25 protein-coding genes and 3 tRNA genes are annotated in these 26,877 nt (G+C 70.7%); 10 read left to right on the forward strand and 18 right to left on the reverse strand.

The window, feature by feature from the left end; genetic code table 11:
* The first annotated feature begins 170 nt into the window (after positions 1-170).
* Positions 171-1,487, forward strand: a complete 1,317-nt coding sequence (locus H2041_RS03650; protein ID WP_293409570.1) for a diguanylate cyclase — start codon at positions 171-173, stop codon at positions 1,485-1,487.
* A 10-nt stretch (positions 1,488-1,497) separates the two neighbouring features.
* Here H2041_RS03650 and mfd read toward each other — a convergent pair whose 3' ends face one another.
* The 3 genes from mfd to H2041_RS03665 all read right to left on the reverse strand — a co-directional run bounded on the left by mfd (position 1,498) and on the right by H2041_RS03665 (position 5,955).
* Positions 1,498-4,995 (reverse strand): transcription-repair coupling factor, encoded by a 3,498-nt coding sequence (mfd, locus tag H2041_RS03655; protein ID WP_293409573.1) that lies wholly within the window; start codon positions 4,993-4,995, stop codon positions 1,498-1,500.
* Positions 4,988-5,278, reverse strand: a complete 291-nt coding sequence (locus H2041_RS03660) for a succinate dehydrogenase assembly factor 2 (RefSeq protein ID WP_293409576.1) — start codon at positions 5,276-5,278, stop codon at positions 4,988-4,990. Before H2041_RS03660 ends, mfd begins: the two co-directional genes overlap by 8 nt.
* 74 nt (positions 5,279-5,352) lie before the next feature.
* The gene (locus tag H2041_RS03665) at positions 5,353-5,955 is read right to left on the reverse strand and encodes a hypothetical protein (protein ID WP_293409579.1); all 603 of its coding nucleotides are present in this window, start codon (positions 5,953-5,955) and stop codon (positions 5,353-5,355) included.
* Between the two features lie 98 nt (positions 5,956-6,053).
* On the opposite strand from H2041_RS03665, the gene recG reads away from it, so the two are divergent.
* A complete protein-coding gene (recG, locus tag H2041_RS03670; protein WP_293410068.1) occupies positions 6,054-8,126 on the forward strand; it encodes an ATP-dependent DNA helicase RecG in 2,073 nt (690 codons plus the stop codon).
* Here the strand turns inward: recG and H2041_RS03675 are convergent.
* From H2041_RS03675 to kdsA, 4 genes are read right to left on the reverse strand one after another with little or no spacing between them, the layout of a single operon-like run.
* A complete protein-coding gene (locus H2041_RS03675) occupies positions 8,123-9,301 on the reverse strand; it encodes a DUF3089 domain-containing protein (protein WP_293409582.1) in 1,179 nt (392 codons plus the stop codon). The genes recG and H2041_RS03675 overlap by 4 nt on opposite strands.
* Before the next feature lie 43 nt (positions 9,302-9,344).
* Complete coding sequence (gene rfaD / locus H2041_RS03680; RefSeq protein ID WP_293409585.1) at positions 9,345-10,346, reverse strand: ADP-glyceromanno-heptose 6-epimerase; 1,002 nt, start codon at positions 10,344-10,346, stop codon at positions 9,345-9,347.
* Positions 10,343-11,797, reverse strand: a complete 1,455-nt coding sequence (gene rfaE2, locus H2041_RS03685) for a D-glycero-beta-D-manno-heptose 1-phosphate adenylyltransferase (protein WP_293409587.1) — start codon at positions 11,795-11,797, stop codon at positions 10,343-10,345. Before rfaE2 ends, rfaD begins: the two co-directional genes overlap by 4 nt.
* A gap of 3 nt (positions 11,798-11,800) precedes the next feature.
* A complete protein-coding gene (gene kdsA / locus H2041_RS03690) occupies positions 11,801-12,652 on the reverse strand; it encodes a 3-deoxy-8-phosphooctulonate synthase (RefSeq protein ID WP_293409589.1) in 852 nt (283 codons plus the stop codon).
* 184 nt (positions 12,653-12,836) lie between these two features.
* Here kdsA and H2041_RS03695 point away from each other — a divergent pair, with 184 nt between their 5' ends.
* Genes H2041_RS03695 through H2041_RS03710 form a run of 4 tightly spaced genes read left to right on the forward strand, consistent with a single transcriptional unit; the run spans position 12,837 to position 16,531 of the window.
* Complete coding sequence (locus tag H2041_RS03695) at positions 12,837-14,096, forward strand: cyclopropane-fatty-acyl-phospholipid synthase family protein (RefSeq protein WP_293409591.1); 1,260 nt, start codon at positions 12,837-12,839, stop codon at positions 14,094-14,096.
* A gap of 58 nt (positions 14,097-14,154) precedes the next feature.
* Positions 14,155-15,153 carry a cysteine synthase A gene (locus tag H2041_RS03700; protein ID WP_293409593.1) on the forward strand — a complete coding sequence of 333 codons (999 nt, stop codon included), beginning with the start codon at positions 14,155-14,157 and terminating at the stop codon, positions 15,151-15,153.
* Positions 15,154-15,155: 2 nt separating this feature from the next.
* Entirely contained in the window at positions 15,156-16,004 is an 849-nt protein-coding gene (gene sseA / locus H2041_RS03705) for a 3-mercaptopyruvate sulfurtransferase (protein WP_293409595.1), read from the forward strand.
* Positions 16,001-16,531: a GNAT family N-acetyltransferase gene (locus H2041_RS03710; protein ID WP_293409597.1), complete on the forward strand. Its 531-nt coding sequence runs from the start codon at positions 16,001-16,003 to the stop codon at positions 16,529-16,531. The genes sseA and H2041_RS03710 overlap by 4 nt, the downstream gene beginning before the upstream one ends.
* Here H2041_RS03710 and H2041_RS03715 read toward each other — a convergent pair.
* On the reverse strand, positions 16,528-17,628 hold the full coding sequence (locus H2041_RS03715; RefSeq protein WP_293409599.1) for an amino acid ABC transporter substrate-binding protein: 1,101 nt from the start codon (positions 17,626-17,628) through the stop codon (positions 16,528-16,530). The genes H2041_RS03710 and H2041_RS03715 overlap by 4 nt on opposite strands.
* 82 nt (positions 17,629-17,710) lie before the next feature.
* On the opposite strand from H2041_RS03715, the gene metC reads away from it, so the two are divergent.
* Together metC and H2041_RS03725 are read left to right on the forward strand one after the other, a co-directional pair.
* A complete protein-coding gene (metC, locus tag H2041_RS03720; protein ID WP_293409601.1) occupies positions 17,711-18,862 on the forward strand; it encodes a cystathionine beta-lyase in 1,152 nt (383 codons plus the stop codon).
* Entirely contained in the window at positions 18,840-19,745 is a 906-nt protein-coding gene (locus H2041_RS03725) for a kinase (protein ID WP_293409603.1), read from the forward strand. The genes metC and H2041_RS03725 overlap by 23 nt, the downstream gene beginning before the upstream one ends.
* On the opposite strand, the gene H2041_RS03730 is transcribed toward H2041_RS03725, so the two are convergent.
* The gene (locus H2041_RS03730; protein WP_293409606.1) at positions 19,702-20,013 is read right to left on the reverse strand and encodes a hypothetical protein; all 312 of its coding nucleotides are present in this window, start codon (positions 20,011-20,013) and stop codon (positions 19,702-19,704) included. The genes H2041_RS03725 and H2041_RS03730 overlap by 44 nt on opposite strands.
* A 196-nt stretch (positions 20,014-20,209) precedes the next feature.
* On the opposite strand from H2041_RS03730, the gene H2041_RS03735 reads away from it, so the two are divergent.
* Positions 20,210-21,532 (forward strand): oxygenase MpaB family protein, encoded by a 1,323-nt coding sequence (locus tag H2041_RS03735; RefSeq protein WP_293409608.1) that lies wholly within the window; start codon positions 20,210-20,212, stop codon positions 21,530-21,532.
* Positions 21,525-22,211 (forward strand): CerR family C-terminal domain-containing protein, encoded by a 687-nt coding sequence (locus H2041_RS03740; protein WP_293409610.1) that lies wholly within the window; start codon positions 21,525-21,527, stop codon positions 22,209-22,211. Before H2041_RS03735 ends, H2041_RS03740 begins: the two co-directional genes overlap by 8 nt.
* Before the next feature lie 38 nt (positions 22,212-22,249).
* Here the strand turns inward: H2041_RS03740 and H2041_RS03745 are convergent.
* The 9 genes from H2041_RS03745 to recJ form a co-directional block, all read right to left on the reverse strand.
* A tRNA-Arg gene (locus H2041_RS03745) sits at positions 22,250-22,326 on the reverse strand.
* Positions 22,327-22,347: 21 nt separating this feature from the next.
* On the reverse strand, positions 22,348-22,653 hold the full coding sequence (locus H2041_RS03750; RefSeq protein WP_293409612.1) for an ETC complex I subunit: 306 nt from the start codon (positions 22,651-22,653) through the stop codon (positions 22,348-22,350).
* A 35-nt stretch (positions 22,654-22,688) separates the two neighbouring features.
* Positions 22,689-22,765: transfer RNA gene (locus H2041_RS03755), tRNA-Pro, on the reverse strand.
* 82 nt (positions 22,766-22,847) lie between these two features.
* Complete coding sequence (locus H2041_RS03760; RefSeq protein WP_293409614.1) at positions 22,848-23,291, reverse strand: PaaI family thioesterase; 444 nt, start codon at positions 23,289-23,291, stop codon at positions 22,848-22,850.
* Positions 23,284-23,751 (reverse strand): DUF192 domain-containing protein, encoded by a 468-nt coding sequence (locus H2041_RS03765; RefSeq protein WP_293409616.1) that lies wholly within the window; start codon positions 23,749-23,751, stop codon positions 23,284-23,286. Before H2041_RS03765 ends, H2041_RS03760 begins: the two co-directional genes overlap by 8 nt.
* Positions 23,752-23,780: 29 nt before the next feature.
* Complete coding sequence (locus H2041_RS03770) at positions 23,781-24,386, reverse strand: cold-shock protein (RefSeq protein WP_293409618.1); 606 nt, start codon at positions 24,384-24,386, stop codon at positions 23,781-23,783.
* A gap of 182 nt (positions 24,387-24,568) precedes the next feature.
* The gene (locus H2041_RS03775; RefSeq protein WP_293409621.1) at positions 24,569-24,832 is read right to left on the reverse strand and encodes a hypothetical protein; all 264 of its coding nucleotides are present in this window, start codon (positions 24,830-24,832) and stop codon (positions 24,569-24,571) included.
* 110 nt (positions 24,833-24,942) lie between these two features.
* A tRNA-Glu gene (locus H2041_RS03780) sits at positions 24,943-25,017 on the reverse strand.
* A 56-nt stretch (positions 25,018-25,073) separates the two neighbouring features.
* Complete coding sequence (gene recJ / locus H2041_RS03785; RefSeq protein ID WP_293409624.1) at positions 25,074-26,876, reverse strand: single-stranded-DNA-specific exonuclease RecJ; 1,803 nt, start codon at positions 26,874-26,876, stop codon at positions 25,074-25,076.
* Position 26,877: the final 1 nt, after the last annotated feature.

Genomic DNA, 26,877 nt, shown 5'->3' on the forward strand with positions numbered 1-26,877 from the left:
CTTGCCTTCCAAGGGCCGTTCCGCGACCATCCGATCCTCCCGGGCGCCGAACCACGGCGCCTCGTCCCTGTCCCGACCGCCAAGGGCGGGATATCTTGTCCTCGTCTGATTCCCGTCGTCTGGAGACGCCGGGCGGACGAGTTTGAGTGAATGCGTCAAAGGTGCAGAGAATGGCCGCAGGCGTCCAGGCGCGGGTCCTCATCGTCGCGCGAGATGACGCGCTGGCCGGCCCCTTGGCCGAGGGGCTCGACCGTCTCGGCTGGCGGACGATCACCGCGCGCGGGCCCTACGCCGCCATAGCTGCGCTGAGCGACCTGCAGATCGAGGCGGCCATCATCGACCTGCCCAGCGGCGGTCCGGAGGCGCGGACGCTGGCGCGCCGGCTGAAGGCGGCATGCCATCCTCGCCGCCTCCCGGTGGTGGCCATCGGCGAGCCCGACGATAAGCTCCAGGACTTCGATCTGATCCTGGCTCCCCCCCTGCACCCCGCCCAGGCGGTGCTGCGCCTGGAGAACCTCGTGCGCCTGGCGGTGGCCGAGGAAGAGTACGAGCTGCGGCAGGAGACCTTCGGCGAGCGCGGCCGACGGCTCGATCCGGTGGAGCCGGAGGCCGAACCCTTCCGCATCCTGGCGATCGGCGAACCCGCGCCACAGTTCCTGGCCCTGTCGAACGCGCTCGCCAGCAGCGGCGCCGAGGTGGTCGGCGCCTTCACCGCCTACACCGCCTTCGACTACCTGCACGAGCGGGCGTTCGACGCCGTGGTGCTGTGGGCCGGCGACAATCCCAACGAGGCGCTTTCCATCGCCGCCGGCATGCGGCGCAACACCCGCCTCTACCACGTGCCGGCCCTGCTCTACATGCGCGAGGAGTCCTACCTCACCATGTCGGAGGCCTATCACCGCGGGGTCTCCGACGTCGCCTCACCCGGCACTCCGGAGATCGAGACCGCGGGCCGGGTCATCGAGCTGGCCCGCAGCTATCGCGCGCAGTCCGGCGTCCGAAAGGCGCTGGAGCGGGCGCGCAGCTCCGGCCTGATGGACCCCGCCACCGGACTCTTCACCCGCGACCTCTTCGCCGCCCACCTCAGCCGGCTGGCCCAGGCCGCGCGTATCCGCAACCGGCCGCTGTCGGTCTGCGTGCTGAAGGTGGCCGAGCGGACCGATGTCGCCGAGGCTCGCGCCCAGGGCTGGCTCGACCGGGCGATCCCCCAGATCGGGGCCATGATCGGCCGGCTGGTGCGGGTGGAGGACACCGCCGCACGGCTCAGCCACGAGGTCTTCGCCCTCGCCCTGCCCGCCACGGGGGCGGCCGCGGCCCGCGCGGCGGGCGAACGGATCGCCGCCGTCATCGGCTGCACCGCCTTCGAGGCGGGCGAAGGCCGCAGTCCCTTCGTCGTGGAGTTCGACATCGGCGTCGCCGAGGTCAGCCCGACCCAGGGCGTCGGTCGCGCCCTCGAAGAGGCCGCCAGCCGCGCCATGGCGACCTGAGGCGAAAGCCTCAGGCGCCGCCCGTCGCCAGCCGGGACAGTTCGGTCAGGATGCGCTCGGCGGCGTTCAGCCGCTGCTCGGGGCTCTCCCACTCGCCCTTGACCACGGCCTTGTGGTCGGGGCGCAGCTTCCAGCCCATGTGGTTCTTCTGAACGAACCCCACGAGCCCGGCCGGGTTGGGGAACTCGTCGTTGCGGAAGGTGACGACGGCGCCCTTCGGCCCGACGTCGATCTTGGCGACGTTGGCTTCGCGGCACATACCCTTGATGGCCACGACCTTGAGAAGCTGGTCGGTTTCCGGCGGCAGGGGACCGAACCGGTCGATGAGTTCGGCGGCCAGCGCCTCGCGGTCGGCCGACTTCTCGGCGTCGGACAGGCGGCGATAGAGGGACAGCCGGACGTTGAGGTCGGGCACGTACTCCTCGGGAATGAGCACCGCCGCGCCGGTGTTGATCTGCGGCGACCAGCCCCGGTCGGCCACGCCCTCGGCGCCGGCCAGGGACTTCAGCTCGTTGACCGCGTCCTCCAGCATCTGCTGGTAGAGCTCGACCCCGATCTCGCGGATGTGGCCCGACTGCTCGTCGCCCAGGAGGTTGCCCCCGCCCCGGATGTCGAGGTCGTGGCTGGCGAGCTGGAAGCCGGCGCCCAGGCTGTCGAGCGACTGAAGCACCCGCAGGCGCTTCTCCGCCGACAGCGTCACCTGCTTGTCGTCGGGCGTGGTCAGGTAGGCATAGGCCCGCGCCTTGGCCCGGCCGACGCGCCCGCGGAGCTGATAGAGCTGGGCCAGGCCGAACATGTCGGCGCGGTGGATGACCATGGTGTTGGCCGTCGGCACGTCCAGGCCCGACTCGACGATCGTCGTGGACAGCAGCACGTCGTACTGGCCGTCATAGAAGGCCGACATGACCTCCTCGAGCTGAGTGGCCGACATCTGGCCATGGCCGACCACGTAGCGCACCTCAGGCACGTGCTCGCGCAGGAACTGCTCCAGCTTGGGCAGGTCGGAGATCCGCGGCGTGACGAAGTAGGCCTGGCCGCCGCGATACTTCTCGCGCAGCAGGGCTTCGCGGATGGCCACCGGATCCCACGGGGTGACGTAGGTGCGCACCGCCAGCCGGTCGACGGGCGGCGTGGCGATGATCGACATCTCGCGGATCCCCGAGAGCGACATCTGCAGGGTGCGCGGGATCGGCGTGGCGGTGAGCGTCAGCATGTGCACGTCGGCGCGAAGCTCCTTGAGCTTCTCCTTGTGCTTGACCCCGAAGTGCTGCTCCTCATCGACGATGACGAGGCCGAGGTCCTTGAAGCCGACCTGCTTGGAGAGCACCGCGTGGGTGCCGACCACGATCTCGACCTCCCCGTTCTTGAGGCCCTCGCGGGTCTCGGCGGCTTCCTTGGCGGGAACCAGGCGCGACAGGCGCCGCACCTTCACCGGCCAGCCCTGGAACCGCGTCTCGAAGGTCTTGAAGTGCTGTCGCGCCAGCAGGGTGGTCGGGCAGACCACGGCGACCTGCTGGCCGCTCATGGCGGTCACGAAGGCCGCCCGCAGCGCCACCTCGGTCTTGCCGAAACCCACGTCGCCGCAGACCAGCCGATCCATGGGCTTGCCCGAGCCGAGATCGGTCAGGACGTCGCCGATGGCGGCCAGCTGGTCGTCGGTCTCCTCGTAGGGGAAGCGGGCGCAGAACTCGTCGAACACCCCCTGCGGCGGATCGATCTCCGGCGTGGTCTTGAGCGCGCGCTCGGCCGCCAGACGGATCAGCCCCTCGGCCATCTCGCGCAGGCGTTCCTTGGCGCGCGCCTTGCGCGCCTGCCAGGCCGCGCCGCCCAGGCGGTCGAGCATGACCCCCTCGGTCTCGGAGCCGTAGCGGGTCAGCAGGTCGATGTTCTCGACCGGCAGGTAGAGCTTGGACTCCCCGCCGTACTGCAGCTCCAGGCAGTCGTGCGGGGCGCCCTGGACTTCGAGCGTCTTCAGCCCGTCATAGCGGCCGATGCCGTGGTCGATGTGGACCACGAGGTCGCCGGGCGTGAGGGCCGAGGCCTCGGCCAGGAAGTTGGCCGCCCGCCGGCGCTTGCGCGGCCGCGCCAGCCGGTCCCCGAGGATGTCGGTCTCGGAGATGACCGCCAGCCTGTCGGTCTCGAACCCCGCCTCCAGCGGCAGGACGACCCGCTGCGGGATCTTCGGATCGGCCGCCTTGGCGGCCTGCCAGTAGGCTGCAAAGGGCGCCTTGCCGAGGCCGTGGTCGGTCAGCATGACGCCGAGGCGCTCTGAGGCGCCTTCGGTCCAGGAGGCGAAGAGGACGCGCTTGCCCGCCTCCGACAGCGCCTTGGCGTGATCCACCGCCGCCTCGAACAGATTGACGCTGTCGCGCTGGCGTTCCGGAGCGAAGTTGCGCCCCGCGCGCGCGCCGAGATCGACGACCTGTTCGCCCTCGACCGTGTTGAAGGCCGAGAAGCGCCGCGTGGGCCGCACGGCGAGCGCGGACTCCCATTCTTGCGCCGTGAGATAGAGCAGATCTGGGGCCAGCGGCCGGTAGTTCGACTTGCGATCCGCCTCCATCCGCGCCGAATAGGCGTCCGCGATCATGGCCAGGCGCTCGTCGCGGGCGTCCGTGGCCAGGTGATCCACCGCGATCAGGGTCCCGTCCGGCAGATAGTCGAACACCGTTTCCAGGCGCTCGTAATAGAGAGGCAGCCAGTGCTCCATGCCGGCGCGCCGGCCGCCTTCGCTGACGGTGGCATAGAGCGGGTCGTCGCCGGGCGCGCCGAAGGCGGCGACATAGCCCTTGCGGAAGCGCGAGACTGAGTCCGCATCGAGCAGGGCCTCGCTGACGGCGAGAAGCTCGACCTCCTTCAGCTGCTTCGTCGAGCGCTGGGTTTCGGGGTCGAAGGCGCGGATCGATTCCAGGATGTCGCCGAAGAGGTCGAGGCGGACGGGCTCCTCGGCCGAGGGCGGGAAGACGTCGATGACGCCGCCGCGGATGGCGAACTCGCCCTTCTCGGAGACGGTCGAGGCGCGCTGATAACCGTTGATCGCGAAATAGCGCTCCAGGTCGGCGATCTCGACCTGATTGCCGGTCCGCGCGGCGTAGGAGGCGGCCTGCACCGTGGCCCGGGGCGGCACGCGCTGGATGGTGGCGGGGACGGCGGCGACCAGCAGGGCCGGCTTCTTCGGCTCGAACCCGCCCTTGGCGAGGCGGGCAAGCGTGCTCATCCGCTGGGCCGCCACCCCGGCCGAGGGGCCGATGCGGTCATAGGGCAGGCAGTCCCACGACGGCAGGCGCAGGATCTCCACATCCGGCGCGAAGAAGGCGAAGGCGTCGGCGAAGGCGGACATCCGCGTGGTGTCGCGCGCGATGTAGACGCTCAAGGCTCCGCGGGCGCGGACGATGTCGGCCAGGGTGAGCGCGTCCACGCCCTCCGGCGCGCCGACGATGTCGATGCGCTCGGGGTCGGTGTTCAGACGCTTCAGCTGGGTCGTGCTGGGCCCCGCCGCGCCGTCAGCCATTGGAGGCTCCGTTGCGAAGATGCGCCTGGTCTCTGAAGACCTTGATGCGGCTCATCATCTCGCCGTCGAACTCCGGCGGCGTCGGCGTGCGCTCGACGATCCACGCGTAGAGGTCCTGGTCCGGCTGATCGAACAGATGCTCCAGCTCGTCGAGCTGGGCGGGCGTGAAGTCGGCGGCATAGGCGTCGACGAACGGGCCCAGGATAAGGTCCGCTTCGACGAAGCCGCGGTGCCATGCGCGGTACTTCAGGCGCTTGAGTCGGATGTCGTGCGTTTCGGCCATTGAGGGCGCGGATATAGAGCGCCCGGTCGGCCGGCGCCAGCGCCCTCAACGTGTCCGACCGTCCGGCGTTCCGGTCAGTCGCCGCCGAACCAGTAGAAGGACAGGGTCTTCAGCTGTTCGGGTCCGATCTCGGCGGCGGCGCGCAGGACGGGCTGCGCCTCTCCGGCGGCGACATTGGCGTCCAGCCGCTCGGCGTTGAGTTGCTCCAGGTCGATCGTCCCGTCGATGCGGACGTCGCCGATTTCCGGATGGCTGCCGACGAAGCGGAAGTCGCCCTGGCCCAGCTTGTAGGCCGAGGGCAGGACGCGAACGGTCTTGGTATGGACCACCTGACCGAGTTCGTTGGTCACCGTCGGGCTCGAGAGATCGGAGAACTCCAGCATCACGGGCGCATAGGTCTCGCTCCGCTCGCCGCGGGCCCAGGCCTGGAACTCCGTCTCGCCGCCGATGTGAAGGTGATCGAGCTTCAGGTCGCCGATGCGGACCTCCTGGGTGGGAATGTAGTAGCCGAAGAGGTCCTCGCCCGCGGCATGGGTGAAGCCGGTCAGTTCGGGCGTAGCCGTCTCAGCGGTCGCCACGGCCGGCGTCACGGGTTCGGGCGTCTCCGGCGCGTCGGCCGGCGGACTGCAGGCGGCCAGCGCCGCGGCCGTCGTGAGCGCGATCATCCAGGGCTTCATCGAAAACTCCCCCTTGTTCGATGTGCCGGTGAGATCATCACAGCGGCGCTCGGCGGTCCAGGGCGCGCGCCGACGGCGGCCGCGCTATGTTCGCCGCCATGCGCCCGGAGATTCTGTATCCCCTCTTCGCCGAGATCGGCGCCCTGAAGGGCGTGGGGCCGCGCGTCGCGCCTCTGCTGGCGAAGCTGGCCGGACCACACGTGCGCGACGTGGCCTTCCTGGCGCCGCACAGCGTCATCCACCGCGTCCCGGCCACCGTGGCCAGCGCGCTGGAGGGGGCGGTCCAGACCTTCGCCGTCACCATCGACGCCTACCAGCCGCCCCGCAACCCGTCCCAGCCCTGGCGGGTTCGGACCTTCGACGGCACGGGGTTCCTCACCCTGGTCTACTTCGGCGGCATGGGCGGGCGGCTCGAGGCGCAGCATCCGGTCGGCGCGCGCCGGCTGGTGAGCGGCAAGGTCGAACGGTTCGGGTCGGAGATTCAGGTCGCCCATCCGGACTACCTGCTGCCGGTCGAGAAGGCCGACCAGATCCCGGAGATCGAGCCCGTCTATCCGGCCACTGCGGGCCTGCCCGCCCGCACGGTGCGCAGGATCGTCCTCGACGCGGTGGCGCGCGCCGCCGACCTGCCGGAGTGGCAGGACCCCGCCTGGCTCGCCCGCCAGGCCTGGCCCAGCTGGCTTGAGGCGCTGCGGCGACTGCATTCGCCGGCCGTCGAGGCGGATTTCTCGCTGCAGGCGCCCCATCGCCGCCGCCTGGCCTATGACGAGTTGCTGGCCCACCAACTGGCCATGGGCCAGCGCCGGGCCGTGCGGCGGGCCGAACCGACGCGTCCGATCGCCTCCGGACGGGTGGCCGAGGCGCTGGAGGCCGCCCTCCCCTTTGCGCTGACCGGCGCGCAGCGCCGGGCGCTCGCCGACGTGCGCCGGGACTTCGCCAGCGGGGAGCGGATGTCGCGCCTGGTCCAGGGCGACGTCGGCTCCGGCAAGACCGTCGTGGCCATGCTGGCCATGGCCGACGTGGCGGAGGCCGGCGGCCAGAGCGCCCTGATGGCGCCGACGGAGATCCTCGCCCGCCAGCACTTCGAGACCCTGGCCGCGCCGCTGGAAGCCCAGGGGATCGCGGCGGTGCTTCTGACGGGGCGCGACAAGGGCGCCGCGCGGGCCGAGAAACTCCGCGCCCTGGCCAGCGGCGCGGTCCAGGTCGCCGTCGGCACCCACGCGCTCTTCCAGAACGACGTCGTGTTTCACGACCTGCGCCTGACCGTGATCGACGAGCAGCATCGCTTCGGCGTCGCCGAACGCCAGCGTCTGCAGGCCAAGGGCGAGGCGACCCACCTGCTGGCCATGTCCGCCACCCCGATCCCGCGGACCCTCGAACTCACCGTCTTCGGCGACCTGGATGTCTCGCGCATCGACGAGAAGCCGCCAGGGCGCACGCCCGTCGCCACGCGCGCGGTTCCCATGGCCCGCATCTTCGAGGTCGAGGCGCGGCTGAAGGCGGCCGCCCAGTCCGGCGCCCAGGCCTTCTGGATCTGCCCGCTGGTCTCGGAATCGGAGAAGACGGACCTCGCCGCCGCCGAACGCCGCGCCGCGGAACTGCGGGCCCGGGTGGGGGCGGGCGTCGGCCTGGTCCACGGCAAGATGCCGCCGGCGGAGAAGGACGCCGTCATGGCCGACTTCGCCGAAGGTCGCCTGTCGGTGCTGGTGGCCACGACCGTCGTGGAGGTCGGGGTGAACGTGCCCAACGCCACCATCATGGTGATCGAGCAGGCCGAGCGCTTCGGCCTGGCTCAGTTGCACCAGTTGCGCGGCCGCGTCGGCCGCGGACGGGCGGAGAGCGCCTGCGTGCTTCTCTACGACCCGCCTCTCTCCGAGACCGGCCAGAAGCGCCTGGATGTCCTGCGCCGGACCGACGACGGCTTCCAGATCGCCGAGACGGACCTGGAGCTGCGCGGCGGCGGCGATCCGCTCGGCCTGCGCCAGAGCGGCTTTCCGGACTATGTCTTCGCCGATCCCATCGCCCACCGCGACCTGATCGCCGCCGCCGGCGACGATGCGCGCCTGATCCTGGCCCGCGATCCGGAACTGACCTCCGAGCGGGGGCAGGCCCTGCGGGTCCTGCAGGCCCTGTTCGACTGGCGGCCCCAGGCAGCGCAGGAGGCGGGCTAGTCGATCCGGTGGACGGGGGCCCGGGGCACCTCGGCGGTCTCCACGATCGGGCGGGCCGCGCGGGGGAAGTTCGGGTCGGCCAGCAGGGTCGCCAGGCGCGCCTCGGCGTCGGCCTCCAGGTCGCCGTAGAAGAGGTTGTAGCCCGGCACCTTGCGCCGGTCGGCCCAGGAGCCGGCCCGCTTGAAGGCGGCCGAGCGGGGACGCGAAACCATCAGCACGCCGCGCTCGCACTTGGCCGAGACCTGCCGTGTCTGCAGCGCCGGACGGGCGCCCCATTCGAGCCCCGTGGCGTTGGTCGCCCCCTTGGCCAGCCGCGCCGGCGCGGCCTCCTGGCTGACGCGGCCGAGGAGCGGATTGAAGCAGAGCGGCGGGCCGGACAGATTGGTCAGCTCCCCCTGCCCGTTCCAGACGAGCGACCGGTCCCTCAGGTTCTGCGCCCGGTCGCGTTCGCCTTCATAGGCCGAAACCCAGGCCGCCAGGCATCCGGGCTCGGCCGCCGCCACGCAGGGCGTGAACGGCGGGTTCTGAGCCTCCACCGCCGTCTCCACGAGGTAGGCGGCGACGAGGCGGCGCGCCAGTTCCGGGTCGCCGGCGATCTCCTCGGCCAGCAGGCGGCTCGCCAGGACGCCGCCCTGCTCCACCCCGACGAGGATCAGCGGCCGGCCGGAATTGTAGGCGGCCAGGTAGTGCCGGAAGGCGCGGCGGACGTCCTCGTAGGCGAATCGGCGCGCCTCACGCGCGTCATCCCGCAAGGTCAGCATGGTGTAGAGGCTGCCCTGCCGGTATCGCGGCGCGAAGACGCGCCCCGCCTCCACGAAGGGCCCGACATAGTTCGGCCCGACCGTGCGCCGGAAGAAGCGGTCGGCGCGCGCATCGTCGATCGGCGCATTCCAGTGCCGCCCCCCGTCATAGAGGGTCGGTCCGACGAAGAAGACGTCGGCGGGCGGCGCTTCGTCGCTCCAGGTCAGGGGATCGGTGGGCAGTAGCCGCCAGGCGGCGCGGTCCGAATAGTCGGGCGCGGGCGGCGGATCATAGGTCTGGAACGGCACCTTCGGGTCGAGACCCGTCCGCAGGATGTCGTCTCGCCAGACCAGGACGCCCGTGGCCACGATCGCCAGGACGAGGGCGCCGGCGAGCGCCAGCCAGATCTTCGTGCGTCGGGATCGGTCGAGCATGCTGCGCGACTATTCCACAGCCGACGGGGCCTGCGAAAGCCGCTCAGCGATAGGGATCGTCGGTCGCCAGATAGCTTGTGACGTAGTCCTTGACCCCATCCTCGAGGGCGGTGAACGGCGCCTCGTAGCCCGCCTGGCGAAGCCGCGTCATGCCGGCCTCGGTGAAGTACTGGTACTTGTCCCGGATGGCGATCGGCGTGGGGACATAGTCGATCGCAGGCGCGCGGCCGGCGGCGGCGAAGGTCGCCTTCGCCAGGTCGGCGAAGCTGCGCGCCTGGCCCGAACCCAGATTGTAGACCCCGCTCACCTGCGGATTGGCGGCCAGCCAGGCGACCACGTCGGCGACGTCGCGGACATAGACGAAGTCCCGCATCTGGCCGCCGTCGGGCACGCCCTCGCGGTGCGACTTGAAGAGCTGCACGGTCTCCCCGGCCGCAACCTTCGGCCAGATCTGGGCCACGACCGACTTCATCGACCCTTTGTGGTATTCGTTGGGGCCGTAGACGTTGAAGAACTTCAGGCCCGCCCACTGCGGCGGCGCATATTCGCGAGCCGCCTGACGGACGGCGAACAGGTCGAACTGGGCCTTCGACCAGCCATAGGCGTTCAGCGGACGCAGGGCCGCCAGAGCCTCGAAGCTGTTGTCGTCCCCAAAGCCCAGATGACCGTCGCCGTAGGTCGCCGCCGACGAGGCGTAGATCAGCCGCCGCTGGCGGTCCGTGCACCAGCGGAAGAGGTCGCGCGAGAGGCAGAAGTTCGACTGTACGATCTTGTCGGCGTCCGGCTCCGTGGTGGACGACACCGCCCCCATGTGGACGACCAGTTCGACGTCGCGCCAGCGCTTCTCCAGCCAGTCGAACATGTCCTCCGGCGCCACGAAGTCGCCGATCGGATGCTTGGCGATGTTGCGCCACTTGCCGAGCTCGGCCTCCCGCAGGCGGTCGCAGACGACCACGTCCAGCGCCCGGTCCTGCGCCAGGCGCGCGACGATGTTGGAGCCGATGAAACCGGCCCCGCCGGTCACGAAGACGATACGGCGGCTCATGCCTTCTCCTGCATGCGGGCGATGGCGGCCGTGGTGGAGAAGCCCTGCACGATCTCGGCAAGCCGCACCTCTCCGCCCCAGCCCTTGACCAGATCGGCGCCCACCACCTGGGCTTCGGTATAGTCCGCCCCCTTGATCAGCACGTCGGGGCGCGCAGCCTCGATCAGCTTCAGGGGCGTGTCCTCCTCGAACGGCACGACCAGATCGACGCAGCCGAGACCGGCGAGGACAATGGCGCGGCTCTCCAGGTCGTTGACCGGACGTCCCTCGCCTTTCAGCCGCTTGACCGAGGCGTCGGCGTTGACGCCGACGATCAGCCGATCGCACCAGCTCCGCGCCTGGTTGAGGTAGGCCACATGCCCCTTGTGGAGGATGTCGAAGCACCCGTTGGTGAAACCGACGCGCAGCCCCTGGGCGCGCCAGCGGGCGACCTCGTCGGCCATGCGCTGCGCCGTGGCCACCTTGGCCTCCGCCGGCGCCAGGTGGGCCGAGAGCGAGGCTTCGACCAGTTCGGCCGGCGTGACGACGGCGGTTCCCGCCTTTCCGACCGCCACGCCGGACGCCAGCATGGCGAAGGCGATGGCCTCCTCGACCGGAGCCTTTGCGGCGAGCGCCAGGCCCAGGGCGGCCAGGGTGGTGTCGCCTGCGCCCGAGGCGTCGAAGACCTCCTTGGGCACGCCTGGGAAATGCCGCACCGGCTCCCCGCGCACGGCCAGCGAGATGCCCTTGGCCGAACGGGTGACCAGAATGGCGCGCGCCTCGCACAGGGTCAGGGCGTGCTCCAGCGCCGCGGCGACCTCCTCGTTCGTGGAGGTCGGCATGTCGGTGGCGTGGGCCAGTTCCGCGGCGTTCGGCTTGACGATGTCCACCTCGCCGTAGCGGGCGAAGCTCCGGGCCTTGGAGTCGACGATGATCTGCGCGCCCGTCTCACGGCAGGCGGCGATGACGGCCGGGGTCACCACGCCCTTGCCGTAGTCCGACAGCAGGATCAGCCCCACGTCGCTGGCCACGTCGCGGATCGTGCGCACCAGCCGCTCCTCGGCCTCGCCCGACGCCGGCGCGCTGATCTCATTGTCGACGCGCAGGAGCTGCTGACCGCCCGAGACGAAGCGGGTCTTCAGGGTGGTCGGCCGGCTGGCGTCGGTGACGATGAAGCCTTCCACCCCGGGCTCGGCCGAGACCAGCCGCAGGGCCTCGTGCCCCTCGGCGTCGCCGCCCAGGATTCCGACCAGGCAGACATGTCCGCCGAGCGCCGCCACGTTGCGGGCGACGTTTCCGGCCGCCCCCAGCATGACCAGCTCCCTCTGCCGCGCCAGCACCGGGATGGGCGCCTCGGGCGACACCCGGCTCACCTCGCCATAGACGAAGCGGTCGAGCATCAGGTCGCCGACACAGGCCACGCGGATGCCCGGGACGGTGGAGAGCAGGCCTTGCAGGGCGGAGAGGTCCATGGCTCAGGCCCGGACGGCTTCGTGAACCGCCTTGAGCGTCCGCAGGAGGCCCTCGGCCGAAGTCAGCGGCAGGCAGCTCGGCCCGTCGCACAGCGCGCGGTCCGGATCGTGATGGAACTCCAGAAAGACGCCGTCAGCGCCGGCGGCCACCGCCGCCTTGGCGATGACCGGCACGCCCTCGCGGCGGCCTCCGGTGGAGGCGCCGTTCGACCTCGGATTGGCCCCCGGAAGCTGCACGGCATGGGTGGCGTCGATCGTCACCGGGACGCCGAGGTTCTGCATCTCGCCGATGCCCAGCATGTCGACCACGAGGTTGTTGTAGCCGAAGCTGACGCCGCGCTCGCACATGATGGTCATGTCGACGCCGACGACCTCCTTGATCTTGTCGAGGATGTTGCGGCTGTCCCAGGGGGCCAGGAACTGGCCCTTCTTGACGTGCAGCAGGCCGCCGGCGGCCTTGGTGGCCTCGGCCGTGGCGACGACGAGATCGGTCTGCCGGCACAGGAAGGCGGGGATCTGCACGAGGTCGGCCACGGCGGCCACGGGCTCGGCCTGGGCGATCTCATGCAGGTCCGTGCAGATCGGAACGTCGAACTCGTCCTTGATCTGGCGGAGGATCTTCAGCCCCTCCTCCAGGCCCGGGCCGCGATAGCTGCGGATCGAGGAGCGGTTGGCCTTGTCGAAGCTCGCCTTGAAGACATAGGGCAGCCCAAGATCGGCGGTCACGGCCTTCAGGTGGCGCGCGGCGTCGCGGGCCAGCTCCAGGTCCTCCAGCACGTTCAGCCCGGCGATGACCACGAGCGGCGCGTCGCCGCCGAACGTGATGTTCCACTTCTGAAGTGTGAGCCCGGCCATGAAACGATCCCTCGGAGTCGCGGATCGGGCCTAAGTGGCGCCCGCCTGACCGCGAAACAAGCCTGAATTCCCCCGCCCGGGGATGCGTCCGCTTGGGGTCCCGAGCCGTACCCCTGGCCTGGGTCGCGGGTCACCTCCTCGCCGATCCGTGCTAGTGTCCTTACCAAACGAGGGGGAAGCGACCATGACCATCGCCCACGACTCGTCTTCGCTGGCGGAACTGGCGGCTTCGCGGCGGGCCTTCCACCAGGCCCCGGAACTGCTCGGCGCCCCGGCCGCCTTCCGCAGCGCCCTGCGCATCCTGGCCCGCAACTGGGGCGTCGGAACCCTCACCTTCGTCCTGCCCTCCGGGCGCGAACTCCGGCTCGAGGGCGCCGAGAGGGGGCCGGAAGCCCGCCTGATGGTCCGCGACTTCCGGTTCATGAACCGGGTGCTGGCCGCCGGCGATATTGGATTCGCCGAGGGCTATATGGCCGGCGAATGGGAGACGCCCGATCTCGCCGCCCTGCTCTGCGTCTTCAGCCTGAACTTCGACCGGCTGGCGCGGATCGTCCTGGGCAATCGGGTCATGGGGGCGTTCAACCGGCTCGTCCATCTGTTCCGGCCCAACACGCGGGCCGGCGCCCGGCGCAACATCCATGCCCACTACGACCTGGGCAACGCCTTCTATTCGCGCTGGCTCGACCCGACCATGACCTACTCCGCCGCCCTGTACGAGGCGCCGGGGCAGCCGCTGGCCGAGGCCCAGCGGAACAAGTACCGGTCGCTGGCCTGCCAGATGGAGCTGGATCGCGACCACAGCGTGCTTGAGATCGGCTGCGGCTGGGGCGGCTTTGCCGAGTTCGCCGCCCGCGAAGTGGGCGCCAAGGTGACGGCCATCACCATCTCCCAGGAGCAGTACGACTTCGCCGCCAGGCGCATTTTCGACCAGGGACTGGCCGACCGGGCGCAGATCCGCATGGTGGACTACCGCGACGTCGAGGGACGCTTCGACCGCGTGGCCTCCATCGAGATGTTCGAGGCCGTCGGCGAGAAGTACTGGCCCGCCTATTTCGGCAAGATCGCCGAGGTCCTCAATCCCGGCGGCCGCGCCAGCCTGCAGATCATCACGATCCAGGACGAGCTGTTCGACGACTATCGCCGCCGGGCCGACTTCATCCAGCGCTACATCTTTCCCGGCGGCATGCTGATCAGCGAAGCGCGGCTGAAGGCCGAGACCGGCGCCGCGGGTCTCGCCTGGAGCGGAATCAAGCGGTTCGGCCAACACTATGCCGATACGCTCGCCGAGTGGACGCGGCGGTTCGAAGCCGCCTGGGACGACATACGGTCGCTCGGCTTCGACGAGCGTTTCCGCCGCCTGTGGAGCTTCTATCTCGCCTATTGCGAGGCGGGTTTCCGGACGGAGCGGACCAATGTCGTTCAGCTCGGCTTGACCCGGCCTTGAGGTTTCCTGCACGCGCGCCCTCTGTTCGCGGGGCGAGCCTGCGCTTAAGTAGCGCCCCATGACGATCGCACGCAGCGTCCTCGACGCCATCGGCAACACGCCGCTCATCCGCCTCAACCGCGCCAGCGAACTCACCGGCTGTGAAATCCTGGGCAAGGCGGAGTTCATGAACCCGGGCCAGTCGGTCAAGGACCGCGCCGCCCTCTTCATCGTCCGCGACGCCGAGCGGCGGGGCCTGCTGAAGCCGGGCGGCCGCATCGTGGAGGGCACGGCGGGAAACACCGGCATCGGTCTGGCCATGGTGGGCAAGGCGCTGGGCTATCGCTCGACCATCGTCATCCCGCGCACCCAGAGCCAGGAGAAGAAGGACGCCATCCGGCTCTATGGCGCTGAACTGGTCGAGGTGGACGCCGTCCCCTATTCGAACCCCGACAACTACGTCCGCTACTCCGGGCGTCTGGCCGAGGAACTGGCGCAGAGCGACCCGAACGGCGCCATCTGGGCCAATCAGTTCGACAATGTCGCCAACAGGCAGGCGCACGTGGAGACGACGGGACCTGAGATCTGGCGTCAGACGCAGGGCGGAATCGACGGCTTCATCTGCGCCGTGGGGTCCGGCGGGACGCTGGCCGGCGTCGCCGAGGCGCTGCGGGCGCACAGGCCCGACGTCACGATCGGCCTGGCCGATCCCTACGGCGCGGCCCTCTACAGCTACTACACCGAGGGCGAGCTGAAGTCCGAGGGTGGCTCGATCAGCGAGGGCATCGGCCAGGGGCGGATCACCGCCAACCTGGAGGGCCTGAAGGTCGACAGGGCCTATCGCATTTCCGACGAGGAGATGCTGCAGGCCATCTACGACATGGTCGAGCACGAGGGCTTGGTCATGGGCGGCTCCACCGGGGTCAACGTCGCCGGGGCGATCCGCCTGGCCCGCGATCTCGGACCCGGCCACACCATCGTGACGATCCTCTGCGACCAGGGCGCGCGCTACCAGAGCAAGATCTTCAATCCGACCTTTCTCGCAGAGAAGGGTCTGCCGGCCCCGCCCTGGCTCTGACCATGCTTCCGGGCCCTCTCGTCGACGTCGACTGGCTCGCCGCCCGCCTGGACGATCCGGACGTGCGCGTGGTCGACGCCACCTGGCACATGCCCGCGGAGAATCGGCCCGGCCTCAAGGAGTTCCGGAAGGGGCATATCCCCGGAGCGGTCTTCTTCGACATCGACGAGATCGCCGATCGCACGAGCGACCTGCCCCACATGCTGCCCCGGCCGGACGCCTTCGCAGAGGCCGCGGCGGGGCTGGGGCTTTCCCCGGCCAGCGTCATCGTCGTCTATGACGGACAGGGCGTCTTCTCCGCGCCCCGCGTGTGGTGGACGCTGCGGGTGATGGGTTATCCGAACGTGGCCGTCCTTGACGGGGGCCTGCCGGCCTGGCGCGCCGCCGGGCGTCCGCTGGAGACCGGCGATCCCGCGCCGCGTCCTGCCGCGGCCGACGCCGCCGGGGTCTTCCACGCCCATCTGGTGCGCGATCTCGAACAGGTCCGCGGCAGCCTGCAGGGGCGGACGGCCCAGGTGCTCGACGCCCGGCCCGGGCCGCGGTTCCGGGGCGAGGCGGCCGAGCCGCGCGAAGGCCTTCGCCGCGGCCACATGCCCGGAGCTCTGAACCTGGCCTGGAGCGAGGTGGTCAGCGACGGCAGGATGCGTCCGCCGGACGAGCTTCGGGCCGCCTTCGAACGCGCCGGCGTCTCGCTTGAGGCGCCGATCGTCGCCACCTGCGGCTCGGGCGTGACGGCCGCGGTCTTGACCCTCGGCTTGGCCGTGCTCGGCCGCCACGACGTGGCGATCTACGACGGTTCCTGGAGCGAGTGGGGCGGACGGACCGACACGCCCGTCGTGCAAGGCCCGTGAGTCCGCCGCTCATCCGGCTGGCCGGCCCCCAGGACGTGGCCCATCTCTCCGAGATCGAGATATCGGCCGCCTCGCTCTTCCGCGACGCGGGGATCGAGATCTTCCCCGGCGAGGCGGCCGACGACCCCATCGAGTTCACCCCGCCCGACATCTGGCGGCCCATCGTCGCCGATGGCCTGGTCTGGGTGGCGGAGACCGGCGGCCGGCCCGCAGCGTTCCTCGCCGCGCGCCAGGAGCCCGACAGTCTGCACATCCTGGAATTCGACGTGCGGCGCGAAGAGCAAGGCCGCGGCGTCGGACGGGCGCTTCTCAGCTTCGCGATCGCCGAAGCCCGGCGGCGCGGGTTCGGCGGGCTGAGCCTGACCACATTCCGCGACGTCCCGTGGAACGCGCCCTTCTACGCTTCGGCCGGCTTCGCGATCGTCGAGCGCCCGGACGCTCCTGAGTGGCTGATCGCCTATCTGGACCGTGAGACCGGACGCGGGCTCGATCCGGCGCGCCGCTGCGCCATGATGCTGCGCCTCTAGCGCGCGGGCGGCGCGTAGAGCAGGCCGGGATCAGGCGCGTTCCAGAGCGCATTGAGACCCCGCTCCAGCTTCAGTCCTGAGTCCGCGCCGAGGTTGCGGCGGAAGACCTCGTTGTAGGCGCCCACCTGGGAGATCGCCTGAAACGCCCAGTCCGGCTCGAGCCCGAGCAAGGCCCCCAGTTCGCCGTCCACGCCCAGCAGTCGTCGAGTCTCCGGATCGGAGGCCGTCTCGCGAGAGCTTTCCACGGTCGTTGAATTCACGCCCAGTTCCTCGGCCAAAATCAAGGCGTTGATGGTCCATCTGACGATGTCGGTCCAGGCCGGGTCGTCCTGCCGGACGGCCGGGCCGAGGGGCTCCTTGGAGATCACCGTCGGCAGGATGACGTGGGCGTTGGGATTGTTGGTGATCGAACGCGCCGAGGCCAGGGCGGAGACGTCGGCGGAGAAGACGTCGCACGCCTCCGCCTCGTAGGCCGAGCGGGCCTCGGCTTCGCTGTCCACCACGACGGGCGTGTATTCCAGCCCGCGCGCACGGAAGTAGTCGGCGAGGTTGACCTCGGCCACCGTCCCGGCCTGGACGCAGATGCGCGCGCCGTTGAGCTCGTCGGCGCTGGTCAGGTTCAGCGAGCGTGGGGCGAGGAAGCCCTGGCCGTCATAATAGGTGACGCCGGCGAAATCGATGCCCAGCCCTGCGTCCCGCGAGAGCGTCCAGGAGGTGTTTCGCGACAGGAGGTCGATGCGGCCTTCCTGAAGTTCGGCGAAACGATTCTGCGCCGACACCGGGCGGAACCGGACGGCGTCGGCGTCCCCCAGCACGGCCGCAGCCACAGCCCGGCAGATATCCACGTCGAAGCCACGCCAGGCGCCGCGCACGTCCTGAACCGCAAAGCCCGCCAGCCCCGAATGCACGCCGCAGCGCACATGGCCACGCCGCCGCACGGCCTCGAGCGTCGGGCTCTCGGTCGGCGCGAAGTCGCGCGCCACGGCCACCTGCTCGACCGGCTCCGCCGGTTCGGGCTCCGGCGCCTCGGCCGCCTCCCGGCCGCAGGCGGCCAGCGCCAGGGACAGAACGGCGGACGCCGCGAGGCGTCGGATCATGGGGGACTCCTTGATCGGTTGGGCCTTGGGGGGTCTAGTAGGCCAAAGTTACGCCCCTGATGTTCGCCCCCCGTCAACCCGCATGACCGAAGAAACCCGCCTGATCCACATGGGCCAGGCCGCAGAGCCGCTCGCCCGCACCGTGGGCCCGCCCATTCAGCGCGGCTCCACCGTCCTGCTGCCTGATGCGGCGGCGCTGTACGACGACGCCCACCACCAGACCTATGGCCGGCAGGGCCTGGCGGCCCAGGCGGCGCTCGCCTCGGCCCTGGCTGAACTGGAGAATGCGCGCGAAGTCGCCCTCTACCCCTCCGGACTCGCCGCGCTGACCGGGGCCATGCTCGCGGTGCTGAAGGCCGGCGACGAGGTTCTGGTGGTCGACACCGTCTACAAGCCGACGCGGCGCTTCTGCGACCGGGTGCTGCGGCGCTTCGGGGTCGCGGTGCGCTACTACGATCCCGGCCTCGACGCCGACGAGGTGGGGAGACTTTGCACCCCGGCCACGCGGCTGATCGTCCTCGAATCTCCGGGTTCCCTGAGCTTCGAGATGCAGGATGTCCCCGCCATCGCTCGGATGGCGCGGGCGCACGGCGCCTTCACCCTCATCGACAACACCTGGGCGGCGGGCCATCTCTTCAAGCCGCTGGACCACGGCGTCGACATCAGCGTCCAGGCGCTCACCAAGTATGTGGGCGGCCATTCCGACGTCTTCATGGGGTCGGCCGCGGCCCGCGATCCGCAGGTGGCGCGGGCCCTTTCGGACGGCGTGCTCGATCTCGGCTGGGCGGTCGCACCCGACGACGCCTATCTGATGCTGCGGGGCCTGCGGACGCTGGCGGTGCGCCTCGCCCGTCACGGCGCCTCGGGCCTGGAGGCGGCGCGCTGGCTGCAGACCCGGCCGGAGGTTTCGCAGGTGCTCCATCCCGCCCTCCCCGGAGCCCCGGGGCACGACCTCTGGGCGCGGGACTACGCCGGAACCTGCGGGCTCTTCGCCTTCGTCCTCGCGCCGGAGCTCAGCGCGGCGGCGTTTCTCGATGCGCTTCAAGTCTTCGGCCTCGGCTTCTCGTGGGGCGGCTTCGAAAGCCTGGCGATCGACTGTGACCCGCAGCTGAAGGTGCGCGCCACGCCGCCCGAATATGGCGGCGCCCTGATCCGACTGCACATCGGGCTGGAGAATGTCGGCGACCTCATCGCCGATCTCGAGCGCGGCCTTGCGGCGGCCCGCAGGGGCTGAAGCCGTGGCGCCGGCCTGGATCGACGCCTTCCTGGCCGAGCAGGCGCTTCCGGGGTCCTATCTGGCGACGGTGGAGGGGGTCGTCCTGCCGCTGGCCGAGCGAGTCGCAGCCGAGGCCCGAGCCAAGCCCTCGTCCTTCGTTCTCGGTCTCTGCGGCCCGCAGGCCTCGGGTAAGTCGACCATGACCCTCGCCCTGGCCCGGGCGCTGGAATCCCAGGGCCTGAGCTGCGCATGGCTGTCGATCGACGACCTCTATCTGTCGCGGACGGCGCGTCTCGCCCTGGCCGCGGACGTCCATCCGCTCCTGGCCGTCCGGGGGCCGCCGGGAACGCACGACGTGGCTCTTGGCCTGCAGGTCCTGGACGGCCTCGCCGGCTCCGGCCCCACCGCCCTTCCCCGTTTCGACAAGGCCGCCGACGATCGGCGGCCGGCCTCGACCTGGCCGATCGTGCGAGATCCTCCGCAGGTCACCATTTTCGAAGGCTGGTGCGTCGGCGCCCGGCCCCAGGCCGACGCCGAACTGGCGACCCCGATCAACAGGCGGGAGGCGGAAGAGGATCCGGACGGGGTGTGGCGCAGCTATGTCAACGAGGCCCTCGCCGGCGCCTACCAGAGCCTGTTCGCCCGGATCGACCACCTCGCGCTTCTGGCGCCGCCGGACTTCGAGGTGGTGGCCGGATGGCGGCAGGAGCAGGAGCGGAAGCTGCGCGCCCGGCGGCAGGCGGCCGGACAGGATCCCGGCCGGACCATGTCCGACGCCGAGGTGGCGCGGTTCGTACAGCTCTACGAACGCCTCACCCGGCACATCCTGAGGGAGATGCCCGGGCGCGCCGAGACGGTCATTCGGCTGCGATCCGATCGGTCGCCGCTCGCGGCGCGGTGACCTCCGCCGCCGGCGAGTCTTCGGCGAAGTACCGGAACGTCCCCACCATCACGTCGCGGCGGTCATGGATGACCACCAGGGCGTCCCCGCCCGCGCGGGCGATCACCTGGGCCAGGCTGCGGGCCTTCGCCTCGGCGGCCGCGCCGGACACGAACATCAGGGGTTGGTCCGAGAGACAGGAGATGACGCTCCACCCGCCGTCCACAGGACGAACCGCCACCACATTGTCGAGGGCCGAATCCGGCCCAGGCGCCACAAACCACGCCATACGCTCACTCCTACGCCCGCCCGCATCCGGGGCGGAGTAGCGCAGTAAACGGTGACCGCCTGTTGACGTTCCCAAGGCGGAACGCCGTTTGTCGGCCCCCTCCTCGCCGGGCGCGCGACATGCTGCGGCAAGGTGACGACCTTGAATCCTATCAATCGATAGATATCTCTGCGAGAGCCTGTCGAGGAGCCCGCCCATGGAGATGCAGCGCAGTCGTTCGGAACTCTGGCGCCGTGTCGAGGCCCAGGCCGCAGAGACGCCGGCCATCTATGGCGGGATCGACTTCTCCCGGATGCCGGAGCGATTCACGACCGCGCCCGACGGTGAGGCCGTCGACGGCTTCGAAAGCCTCGTCCCCGACATCCTGGCCGATCCGGACCTGCTGGAGACCATGGCCGCCTACACCCTGATGGGAGACGCCGCGGCCGACGCCTATGCGGCCCTCATCCCGGCCTTCGGCTTCCGCCGCCTGATCGACATGCTGACCCTGGCCTGCGAACGGGGGGTGGAGGCGGTCGCCGACGCGCCCCCAGAACTGGCCGCCCTGATCGCCGACATGGAACGTCGGCCGAACTGGCTCGACATGGACCTCGTCAACGAGGGGGCGCGGCTGGAGCGGAACTCCTACGCCCACCTCGTGCCGTTCGCGATCCGCGGGGCCTTCCTCGCCACCTTCATGAACAAGTACTCGGCCCTGCCCATGGCGCTGACCGGCTCGCTGTCGGACAGGCTGGCGGCCAAGCGGGTGCACGAGACGGCGACCTTCTTCACCCTCACCGTCATCCCCGGCGCGCTGGAGCGCTTCGGCCCGGCCTTCAAGGCGGCGGCCATGGTGCGTCTGATGCACGCCATGGTCCGCTTCAACGTCATGCAGAAGCCGGGCCTCTGGGACAGCAGGGTCTACGGCGTGCCGATCCCCCAGGTGGACCAGATGCCGGCGGGCCAGATCAGCTCCTTCCTCATAGCCTTTCAGTGCCTGCGCGAGGGCCGCGACTTCACCGCCGACGAGCGGGCCCGCATCGAGATCGCCCGCTATCGCTGCTTCCTGCTGGGCCTGCCGGAGGAACTTCTGGGCGAGACGCCGCAGGAGATCGCCCGCCTGATGCTGGCCCGCCAGGCCACCCTGCGCAGCGCCTTCGACGACGAGGTCTGCGGCGCCCTGGTGCGCGGCACCATGACGACGGAGCTGTCCCACGAGGCGTCCCTCGCCGGCCAGGTGGACCGCCAGCTGGAGCGGAGCTTTTCCAAGGCCTTCTTCATCCGGCACTTCCTGCGCGGGGACGTCCGTCGCGCCGCCCGGATGGGCGTGCCCTATACGCTCGCCGACCGTCAGCTGGCCCTGGTGGCCGCCGTGCGCATCTTCTCGCAGCTGCGCTTCTACAAGACCCTCAGGTCGATCCCCGTGGTTCGGGAGGCGGCCGACCGCCGGCTGGTGAAGAAGCTGCATGGCCTCCTCGCCCGCTACGGTCACGCCGACTTCGTCTCCGACGCCGCCACCTATCGCGGCGCCCATGGCTGAGGCGCACGCCATCGAGGCGCCGCCCCGGCGGGCCGGCTACGCCAAGGGTGAGGAGACCCGCGCCGCCGTGATCGCCGCGGCGCTCTCGGAGTTCGGTGCCCGCGGCTACGCCGGTGCGACGACCCGAAAGATCGCCGAGGCGGCGGGCGTCACCCTCCCCGTCATCGCCTACCACTTCGGCGGCAAGGAGGGGCTGTATCGCGCCTGCGCCCAGGACATCGTCGCCCGCTATTACGAACACGCCGGCCCGGTCGCTTTCCAAGCCGAACAGGCTGTCAGGGCGGGCGCCTCGCCCGAGGACTGCCGCGCCTGTCTGCGTCAGGTGCTTCGCATGCTGCTGCGGGTCTTCGCCGGCGCCGACGAGGCGCAGGCCCGCGGCGCCTTCGTCGAGCGCGAGATCCGCGAGCGGGGGCCGGCCTTCCGGCTGCTGTACGAGGGCCTCTGGAAGCCGGGCGCAGACCTCGTCGCCCGGCTGATCGCCGGCGCCCAGGACCGCGACGCCGCCACGGCGGACGACCGGGCCGCAGCCCTCATGCTGATCTCAAGCCTTCTGGCCTTCCATGCCGGCCGCGACGTTTCGCTCTCGATCCTGGGCTGGGCGGAGCTGGACGCGGCGGCGCTGTCCCGTCTCGACCTGGTGATCGACCGCCTCGTGGCGGGGGTCTGCGCGCGCGTCTGAGGCGAGATCAGGCGGCCGGCGGATCCGCCGGAGGAAGGTGGCGCGCCCTGCAGGATTCGAACCTGCGACCGTCCGCTTAGAAGGCGGATGCTCTATCCAGCTGAGCTAAGGGCGCCCTGGCCCGTCGACGCAGGGCTCAGTGCGTCCAGGGCATCTTGCGCCCGAAGGCGAAGTTGTCGGCGTAGGCCTTGATGATCCGCTTGGCCGGCTTGGGGTCGAAGACCTCGAAGGGAATGCCGTTCTGTTCGGCGTAGGCGACGGCCTCTTCCTTGGAGTCGAAGGACATGCGCACCTGCGCGCGGGTGTCGTCGGTCTGGGTCCAGCCCATCAGGGCGTCGGGCCGGCGCGCGCTGGCCGGTTCGAATTCCAGAACCCAGTCGCGCGACTTGGCGCGGCCCGACTGCATGGCGTTCTTGGCGGGGCGGAAGATGCGCGCGAGCATGTGCGTGTCCCAATCTCGATACGGCCGCCGGCGGCTGGTCGGGGCGGCGTGATTCGAACACGCGACCCTCTGCTCCCAAAGCAGATGCGCTACCAGGCTGCGCTACGCCCCGGAACGGACGCCAGCGAAGCGTCTCATGCCACGCCGCGCCCTGCGCCGCAATCTGCGGCCGGGGCGCTCCACGGCCTCTGCGCTCAGCCGCCGCGGCGGTGCATCAGCTTGAAGACGCCGGAGCCCCGGACGACGTCGCGGCCGGCCACATGGGCGCGCGCCTCGACAAAGGCGACGTCCTTGGTGGCCCGGGTCACCCTCGCCTCGCCCATGATCCACTCCCCCACCCGGGCCATGTGCAGGAAGTCGACGGACAGGTGGATGGTCACGCCCGGCCGGCGGGCGGCGCGGAAGACGGCGGCGCCCATCAGCCCGTCCAGGAAGCTCGACAGCATGCCGCCATGGACGAGGCCCAGGCCGTTGGCGTGCCGCTGCAGGGCGAAGAAGGCGTGCTCGGTCAGTTCGCCCTGCTCGGCCTTGTGGAAGTAGGGCCCGTTGTGGCTGGAGAAGTTCCCCCGTCCTTCGGAGCGGACGAAACCCGCCGGCGGCGGCGGCACGCCTTCGGCGTCGCGCAGGTCGTCAGCCACGGGGGAAGATCCGGTGGACGACGCGGTCGCCCGGCAGGACGCCGAGTTCCGCCGCCCGGCCGCCGGGGATCTCCAGCACGGCCCGGACCGGCCCGCCGGAGGGCACCCCCTGGTCGGACATCGGCGTGGTGTTGCGCGCGATCGAGCGGATGCGGCCGTCGGCGCGGATGAAGATCATGTCCAGCGGGATGTAGGTGTTGCGCATCCAGAACGAGACCGACCGCTCGGTCTTGAAGTCGAACAGCATGCCGCGATCGGCCGCCAGGGATCTGCGGTACATGAGGCCCTGCGCGCGCTCACGGTCGTCGTCGGCGATCTCCACCATGAACGTCGTCCGGCCCTTCGCCGTGACGATCTCCAGCGGCTCCAGTGCGGCGGCGGCGGCCAGCGGAAGGCCCGGCGCGGCGAACACGGCCAGGCCCGCCAAGAGGGCGCGGCGGTCGATAGCGGATTGGGACAAGCGGACGATCTCCGGCGGTCTAGAGGCCCTCAGGCCAGACCTACCGACTCGATCTCGGCGACGACAAGCCCTTTCGGCCCCTCGGCGAACCTCACCATCACGTCATCGCCCGGCTGCAGGTCCTCGATTCCGGCCCGCCGCAGGGTCTCGATGTGCACGAAGATGTCGCCGGACTGGGTTTCGCGGACGACGAAGCCATAGCCCTTGGCGCGGTTGAACCACTTCACCTTGGCCCGCTCCAGCGGACCGGCGGCCAGGGGCGGACGCCGCGGCCGACTGTGCAGCCCGCCCAGGCGGTCGTGGCCGTCGCGACGGCCATGGTCGTGACCCGGCGCCGCCCGGCGAACCTCGCCCGCCGGCGGGGCGGCGCTCTCGTCCAGTTCGTGAACCTCCGAAACCTGCCAGCCCTTGGGGCGGCGAATGGCGTCGCAGATGATCACCGCCCCCTCCAGGGCGCTCTCCCGGCCCGAGTTCCGCAAGGAGGTGACGTGCAGCAGCACGTCCTTCAGGTCCGTCTTGCTCGGGTCGTCAGGAACCACGAAGCCGTAGCCCTTGCCCGCATCGAACCATTTTACGCGGCCGCTGATCCGCACAGCGTCGTGCGAACCGACATCTTCGAAATCGTAACCAGACATGCGCCCCTCTGGCCTGGTCCCCTGATCCCTGTGGGAATAGGCCAACTATAACACTGTTCTCGCGAGACGAGAGCCGTCAATCCCGATTCGGCGACAATTGGGGGCGCGAGGCCGAATCGTGGCGGACGAGGTCAGGTCGGGTTCGCGCCGGGCGCGGAAAGCGGCGCCCGGCGGCGGCCCGCTCAGTTCTCGACTTCGGGAACGTCGACGGGGGGCAGGTCCTGGGCCGTGTCGGCGGTGGCGGCCGGATCGGCGGTCGTCGGCGCCATGGCCGCGCCTTCGCCGGCCACGCCCGTTGCGCCGGCGTCGGGCGCGGGGGTCTGGGTGGAGCTGGTGTCGGGCATTTCCGCCGCGGTCTCCGTCTCCTCCGGATTGGGGTTGGTGCAGGCGGCCAGGGACAGGGCCGCGACGGCGGCGGCGGTCAGGCTGACGAGGCGGATGTTCAAGGGCTCTCTCCTCCGATTGCGGAGGTTCAACGCCGAAAGGCGAAGGTCGTTGCGCCGCATCGCGACGCCTCGAATGGAGCTGCTCTTTCAGGGAAGAGAAAGCTCCGCGCTGGCAGTCCCTAGGGGAGTCGAACCCCTCTCTCCAGGTTGAAAACCTGGCGTCCTAACCGATAGACGAAGGGACCACTCGGCGCGGAGGGCGGCTCTATATCCGCCTTCCCCACGGCGTGCAACCCATCCCTTAGACGTTTTTGCGACGGGGGTCGGCGACGTCCTCGATCTCCAGCTCCACGCCCTGCCGGCCGTTCCAGTCGTCGGCCTTCAAACGCCCGGCCACATGGGCTGCGCCGCCCTCTTCCATCAGCCGGCGGCCGATCTCCGTCTCGCCGCAGCGCCAGGCGACGGCCTTGAGCCGTCCGCCGGAACGGTCGGTGATCGTGCACCTCAGATGGCCGCCCCTCAGCATCATCGGACGTTCGATTCGCACGTCGGCGGCGGCGAACATCGGCTCCGGATTGCCCGGTCCGAACGGCGCCAGCTGCTGAAACGACTCGAAGAGCGCACGATCAGCCCCGGCGGCCGTCACCAGGGCGTCGATCTCGAGCGCGTCGGCCTCGGCCGCGGCCTGGGCCTCGGCGGCGATCGCCTGGCAGAGGAACTCGCGCAGTTCCGGCAGGGCCGAGGGGCGGACCGAAAGCCCCGCGGCCATGGCGTGGCCGCCGCCGGACAGCAGCAGGCCCGCGTCGTAGGCGGCCTGGACGGCCCGGCCAAGGTTCACGCCCGGCTGCGAGCGGCCGGACCCTTTCCCGACATCGGCGGCCCGGTCGATCCCGACCACGATGGCCGGCTTGCGATAGCGTTCGCGCAGACGGCCGGCCACGATGCCGATGACGCCGGGGTGCCAGTCGTCGGCGGCGACCAGCAGCAGGGGCTGATCGGCGAAGTTGCTCTCCCGCTCGATGGTCCGCGCGGCCGCCTCCAGCACCTCGTTCTCGACCTCGCGGCGGGAGGCGTTGAGGGCGTCGAGTTCGAGCGCGATCTTGCGCGCCTCGTCCGGGTCGTCGGTGGACAGCAGCCGGGCGCCCAGGTCGGAGCGGCCGATGCGCCCGCCGGCGTTGATCCGGGGGCCCAGCAGGAAGCCGGCATGGAAGGTGGTGGCCGGCCCCTTGCCGCCTGCGGCCTCCAGGAGGGCCTTGAGGCCCGGATTGCCCCAGGCCGACATCACCTTCAGCCCCTGGGCCGTCAGGGCCCTGTTGAAGCCCACGAGCTGCGTCACGTCGCAAACGGCGCCCAGGGCCGCCAGGTCGAGCCACTGGCGCAGGTCGGGTTCGGCGCGGCCGTCGAACAAGCCCCGCCGCCGCGCCTCGCGGTTGAGGGCGGCCAGCAGGACGAAGGTCACTCCCGCCGCGGCCAGGACGCCCTGCCCCGAGCCGCAGTCGGGGCGGTTGGGATTGACCAGCGCGGCGCAGACGGGGACCTCGTCCCGCATCAGGTGGTGATCGATCACCACCACCTCCAGCCCGATCTCGGCGGCGCAGGCGATGGCGTCGACCGCCGCGGCCCCGCAGTCGACCGTGACGACGAGCTCGGCGCCCTGTTCGCGAAGGCTCCGGAACGCCGCCGGCGAGGGGCCGTAGCCCTCGGTGATCCGGTCGGGAACATAGATGGGCAGCGCCTTGCCCATGGCCGCGAACCAGCGGACGAGCTGGGCTGCGCTGGAGGCGCCGTCGACGTCGTAGTCGGCGAAAACCACGCATCGGCGGTCGCGCTCGACGGCGTCCACCAGGATGGACGCGGCCTTGTCCATGTCGGCGAAACAGGACGGATCGGGGAACAGGGCCTTCAGCGTCGGCGCGAGGTAGCTGCCCGCCGCCGCCTCGTCGATCCCGCGCGCGGCCAGGGCGCGGGCCAGGGGTTCGGCCAGCCCCAGCGCCAGCTGGTGCCGGCGGGCCAGATCGGGATCGGCCGGCCGCTCGCGCCAGCGCCGGCCGCTTAGGGAGCGGTCGACGCCGAGGTATCCGAGCGGGCCGGCCCCGTCGGCCATG

It is taken from the genome of Phenylobacterium sp. (genome assembly GCF_013911965.1).
In the GTDB taxonomy this organism is placed as follows: Bacteria; Pseudomonadota; Alphaproteobacteria; order Caulobacterales; family Caulobacteraceae; genus Phenylobacterium.

Excerpts from the sequence above, each read along its gene's own strand:
- H2041_RS03735 (WP_293409608.1), top strand. The coding sequence starts at position 20,210 with ATGGAGATGCAGCGCAGTCGTTCGGAACTCTGGCGCCGTGTCGAGGCC.
- recG (WP_293410068.1), top strand. The coding sequence starts at position 6,054 with ATGCGCCCGGAGATTCTGTATCCCCTCTTCGCCGAGATCGGCGCCCTG.
- rfaE2 (WP_293409587.1), bottom strand. The coding sequence starts at position 11,797 with ATGGACCTCTCCGCCCTGCAAGGCCTGCTCTCCACCGTCCCGGGCATC.
- sseA (WP_293409595.1), top strand. The coding sequence starts at position 15,156 with ATGCTTCCGGGCCCTCTCGTCGACGTCGACTGGCTCGCCGCCCGCCTG.
- H2041_RS03675 (WP_293409582.1), bottom strand. The coding sequence starts at position 9,301 with ATGCTCGACCGATCCCGACGCACGAAGATCTGGCTGGCGCTCGCCGGC.
- H2041_RS03750 (WP_293409612.1), bottom strand. The coding sequence starts at position 22,653 with ATGCTCGCGCGCATCTTCCGCCCCGCCAAGAACGCCATGCAGTCGGGC.
- H2041_RS03715 (WP_293409599.1), bottom strand. The coding sequence starts at position 17,628 with ATGATCCGACGCCTCGCGGCGTCCGCCGTTCTGTCCCTGGCGCTGGCC.
- H2041_RS03770 (WP_293409618.1), bottom strand. The coding sequence starts at position 24,386 with ATGTCTGGTTACGATTTCGAAGATGTCGGTTCGCACGACGCTGTGCGG.
- H2041_RS03665 (WP_293409579.1), bottom strand. The coding sequence starts at position 5,955 with ATGAAGCCCTGGATGATCGCGCTCACGACGGCCGCGGCGCTGGCCGCC.
- H2041_RS03650 (WP_293409570.1), top strand. The coding sequence starts at position 171 with ATGGCCGCAGGCGTCCAGGCGCGGGTCCTCATCGTCGCGCGAGATGAC.
- kdsA (WP_293409589.1), bottom strand. The coding sequence starts at position 12,652 with ATGGCCGGGCTCACACTTCAGAAGTGGAACATCACGTTCGGCGGCGAC.
- H2041_RS03700 (WP_293409593.1), top strand. The coding sequence starts at position 14,155 with ATGACGATCGCACGCAGCGTCCTCGACGCCATCGGCAACACGCCGCTC.
- rfaD (WP_293409585.1), bottom strand. The coding sequence starts at position 10,346 with ATGAGCCGCCGTATCGTCTTCGTGACCGGCGGGGCCGGTTTCATCGGC.
- H2041_RS03740 (WP_293409610.1), top strand. The coding sequence starts at position 21,525 with ATGGCTGAGGCGCACGCCATCGAGGCGCCGCCCCGGCGGGCCGGCTAC.
- H2041_RS03730 (WP_293409606.1), bottom strand. The coding sequence starts at position 20,013 with ATGGCGTGGTTTGTGGCGCCTGGGCCGGATTCGGCCCTCGACAATGTG.
- H2041_RS03695 (WP_293409591.1), top strand. The coding sequence starts at position 12,837 with ATGACCATCGCCCACGACTCGTCTTCGCTGGCGGAACTGGCGGCTTCG.
- mfd (WP_293409573.1), bottom strand. The coding sequence starts at position 4,995 with ATGGCTGACGGCGCGGCGGGGCCCAGCACGACCCAGCTGAAGCGTCTG.
- metC (WP_293409601.1), top strand. The coding sequence starts at position 17,711 with ATGACCGAAGAAACCCGCCTGATCCACATGGGCCAGGCCGCAGAGCCG.
- recJ (WP_293409624.1), bottom strand. The coding sequence starts at position 26,876 with ATGGCCGACGGGGCCGGCCCGCTCGGATACCTCGGCGTCGACCGCTCC.
- H2041_RS03660 (WP_293409576.1), bottom strand. The coding sequence starts at position 5,278 with ATGGCCGAAACGCACGACATCCGACTCAAGCGCCTGAAGTACCGCGCA.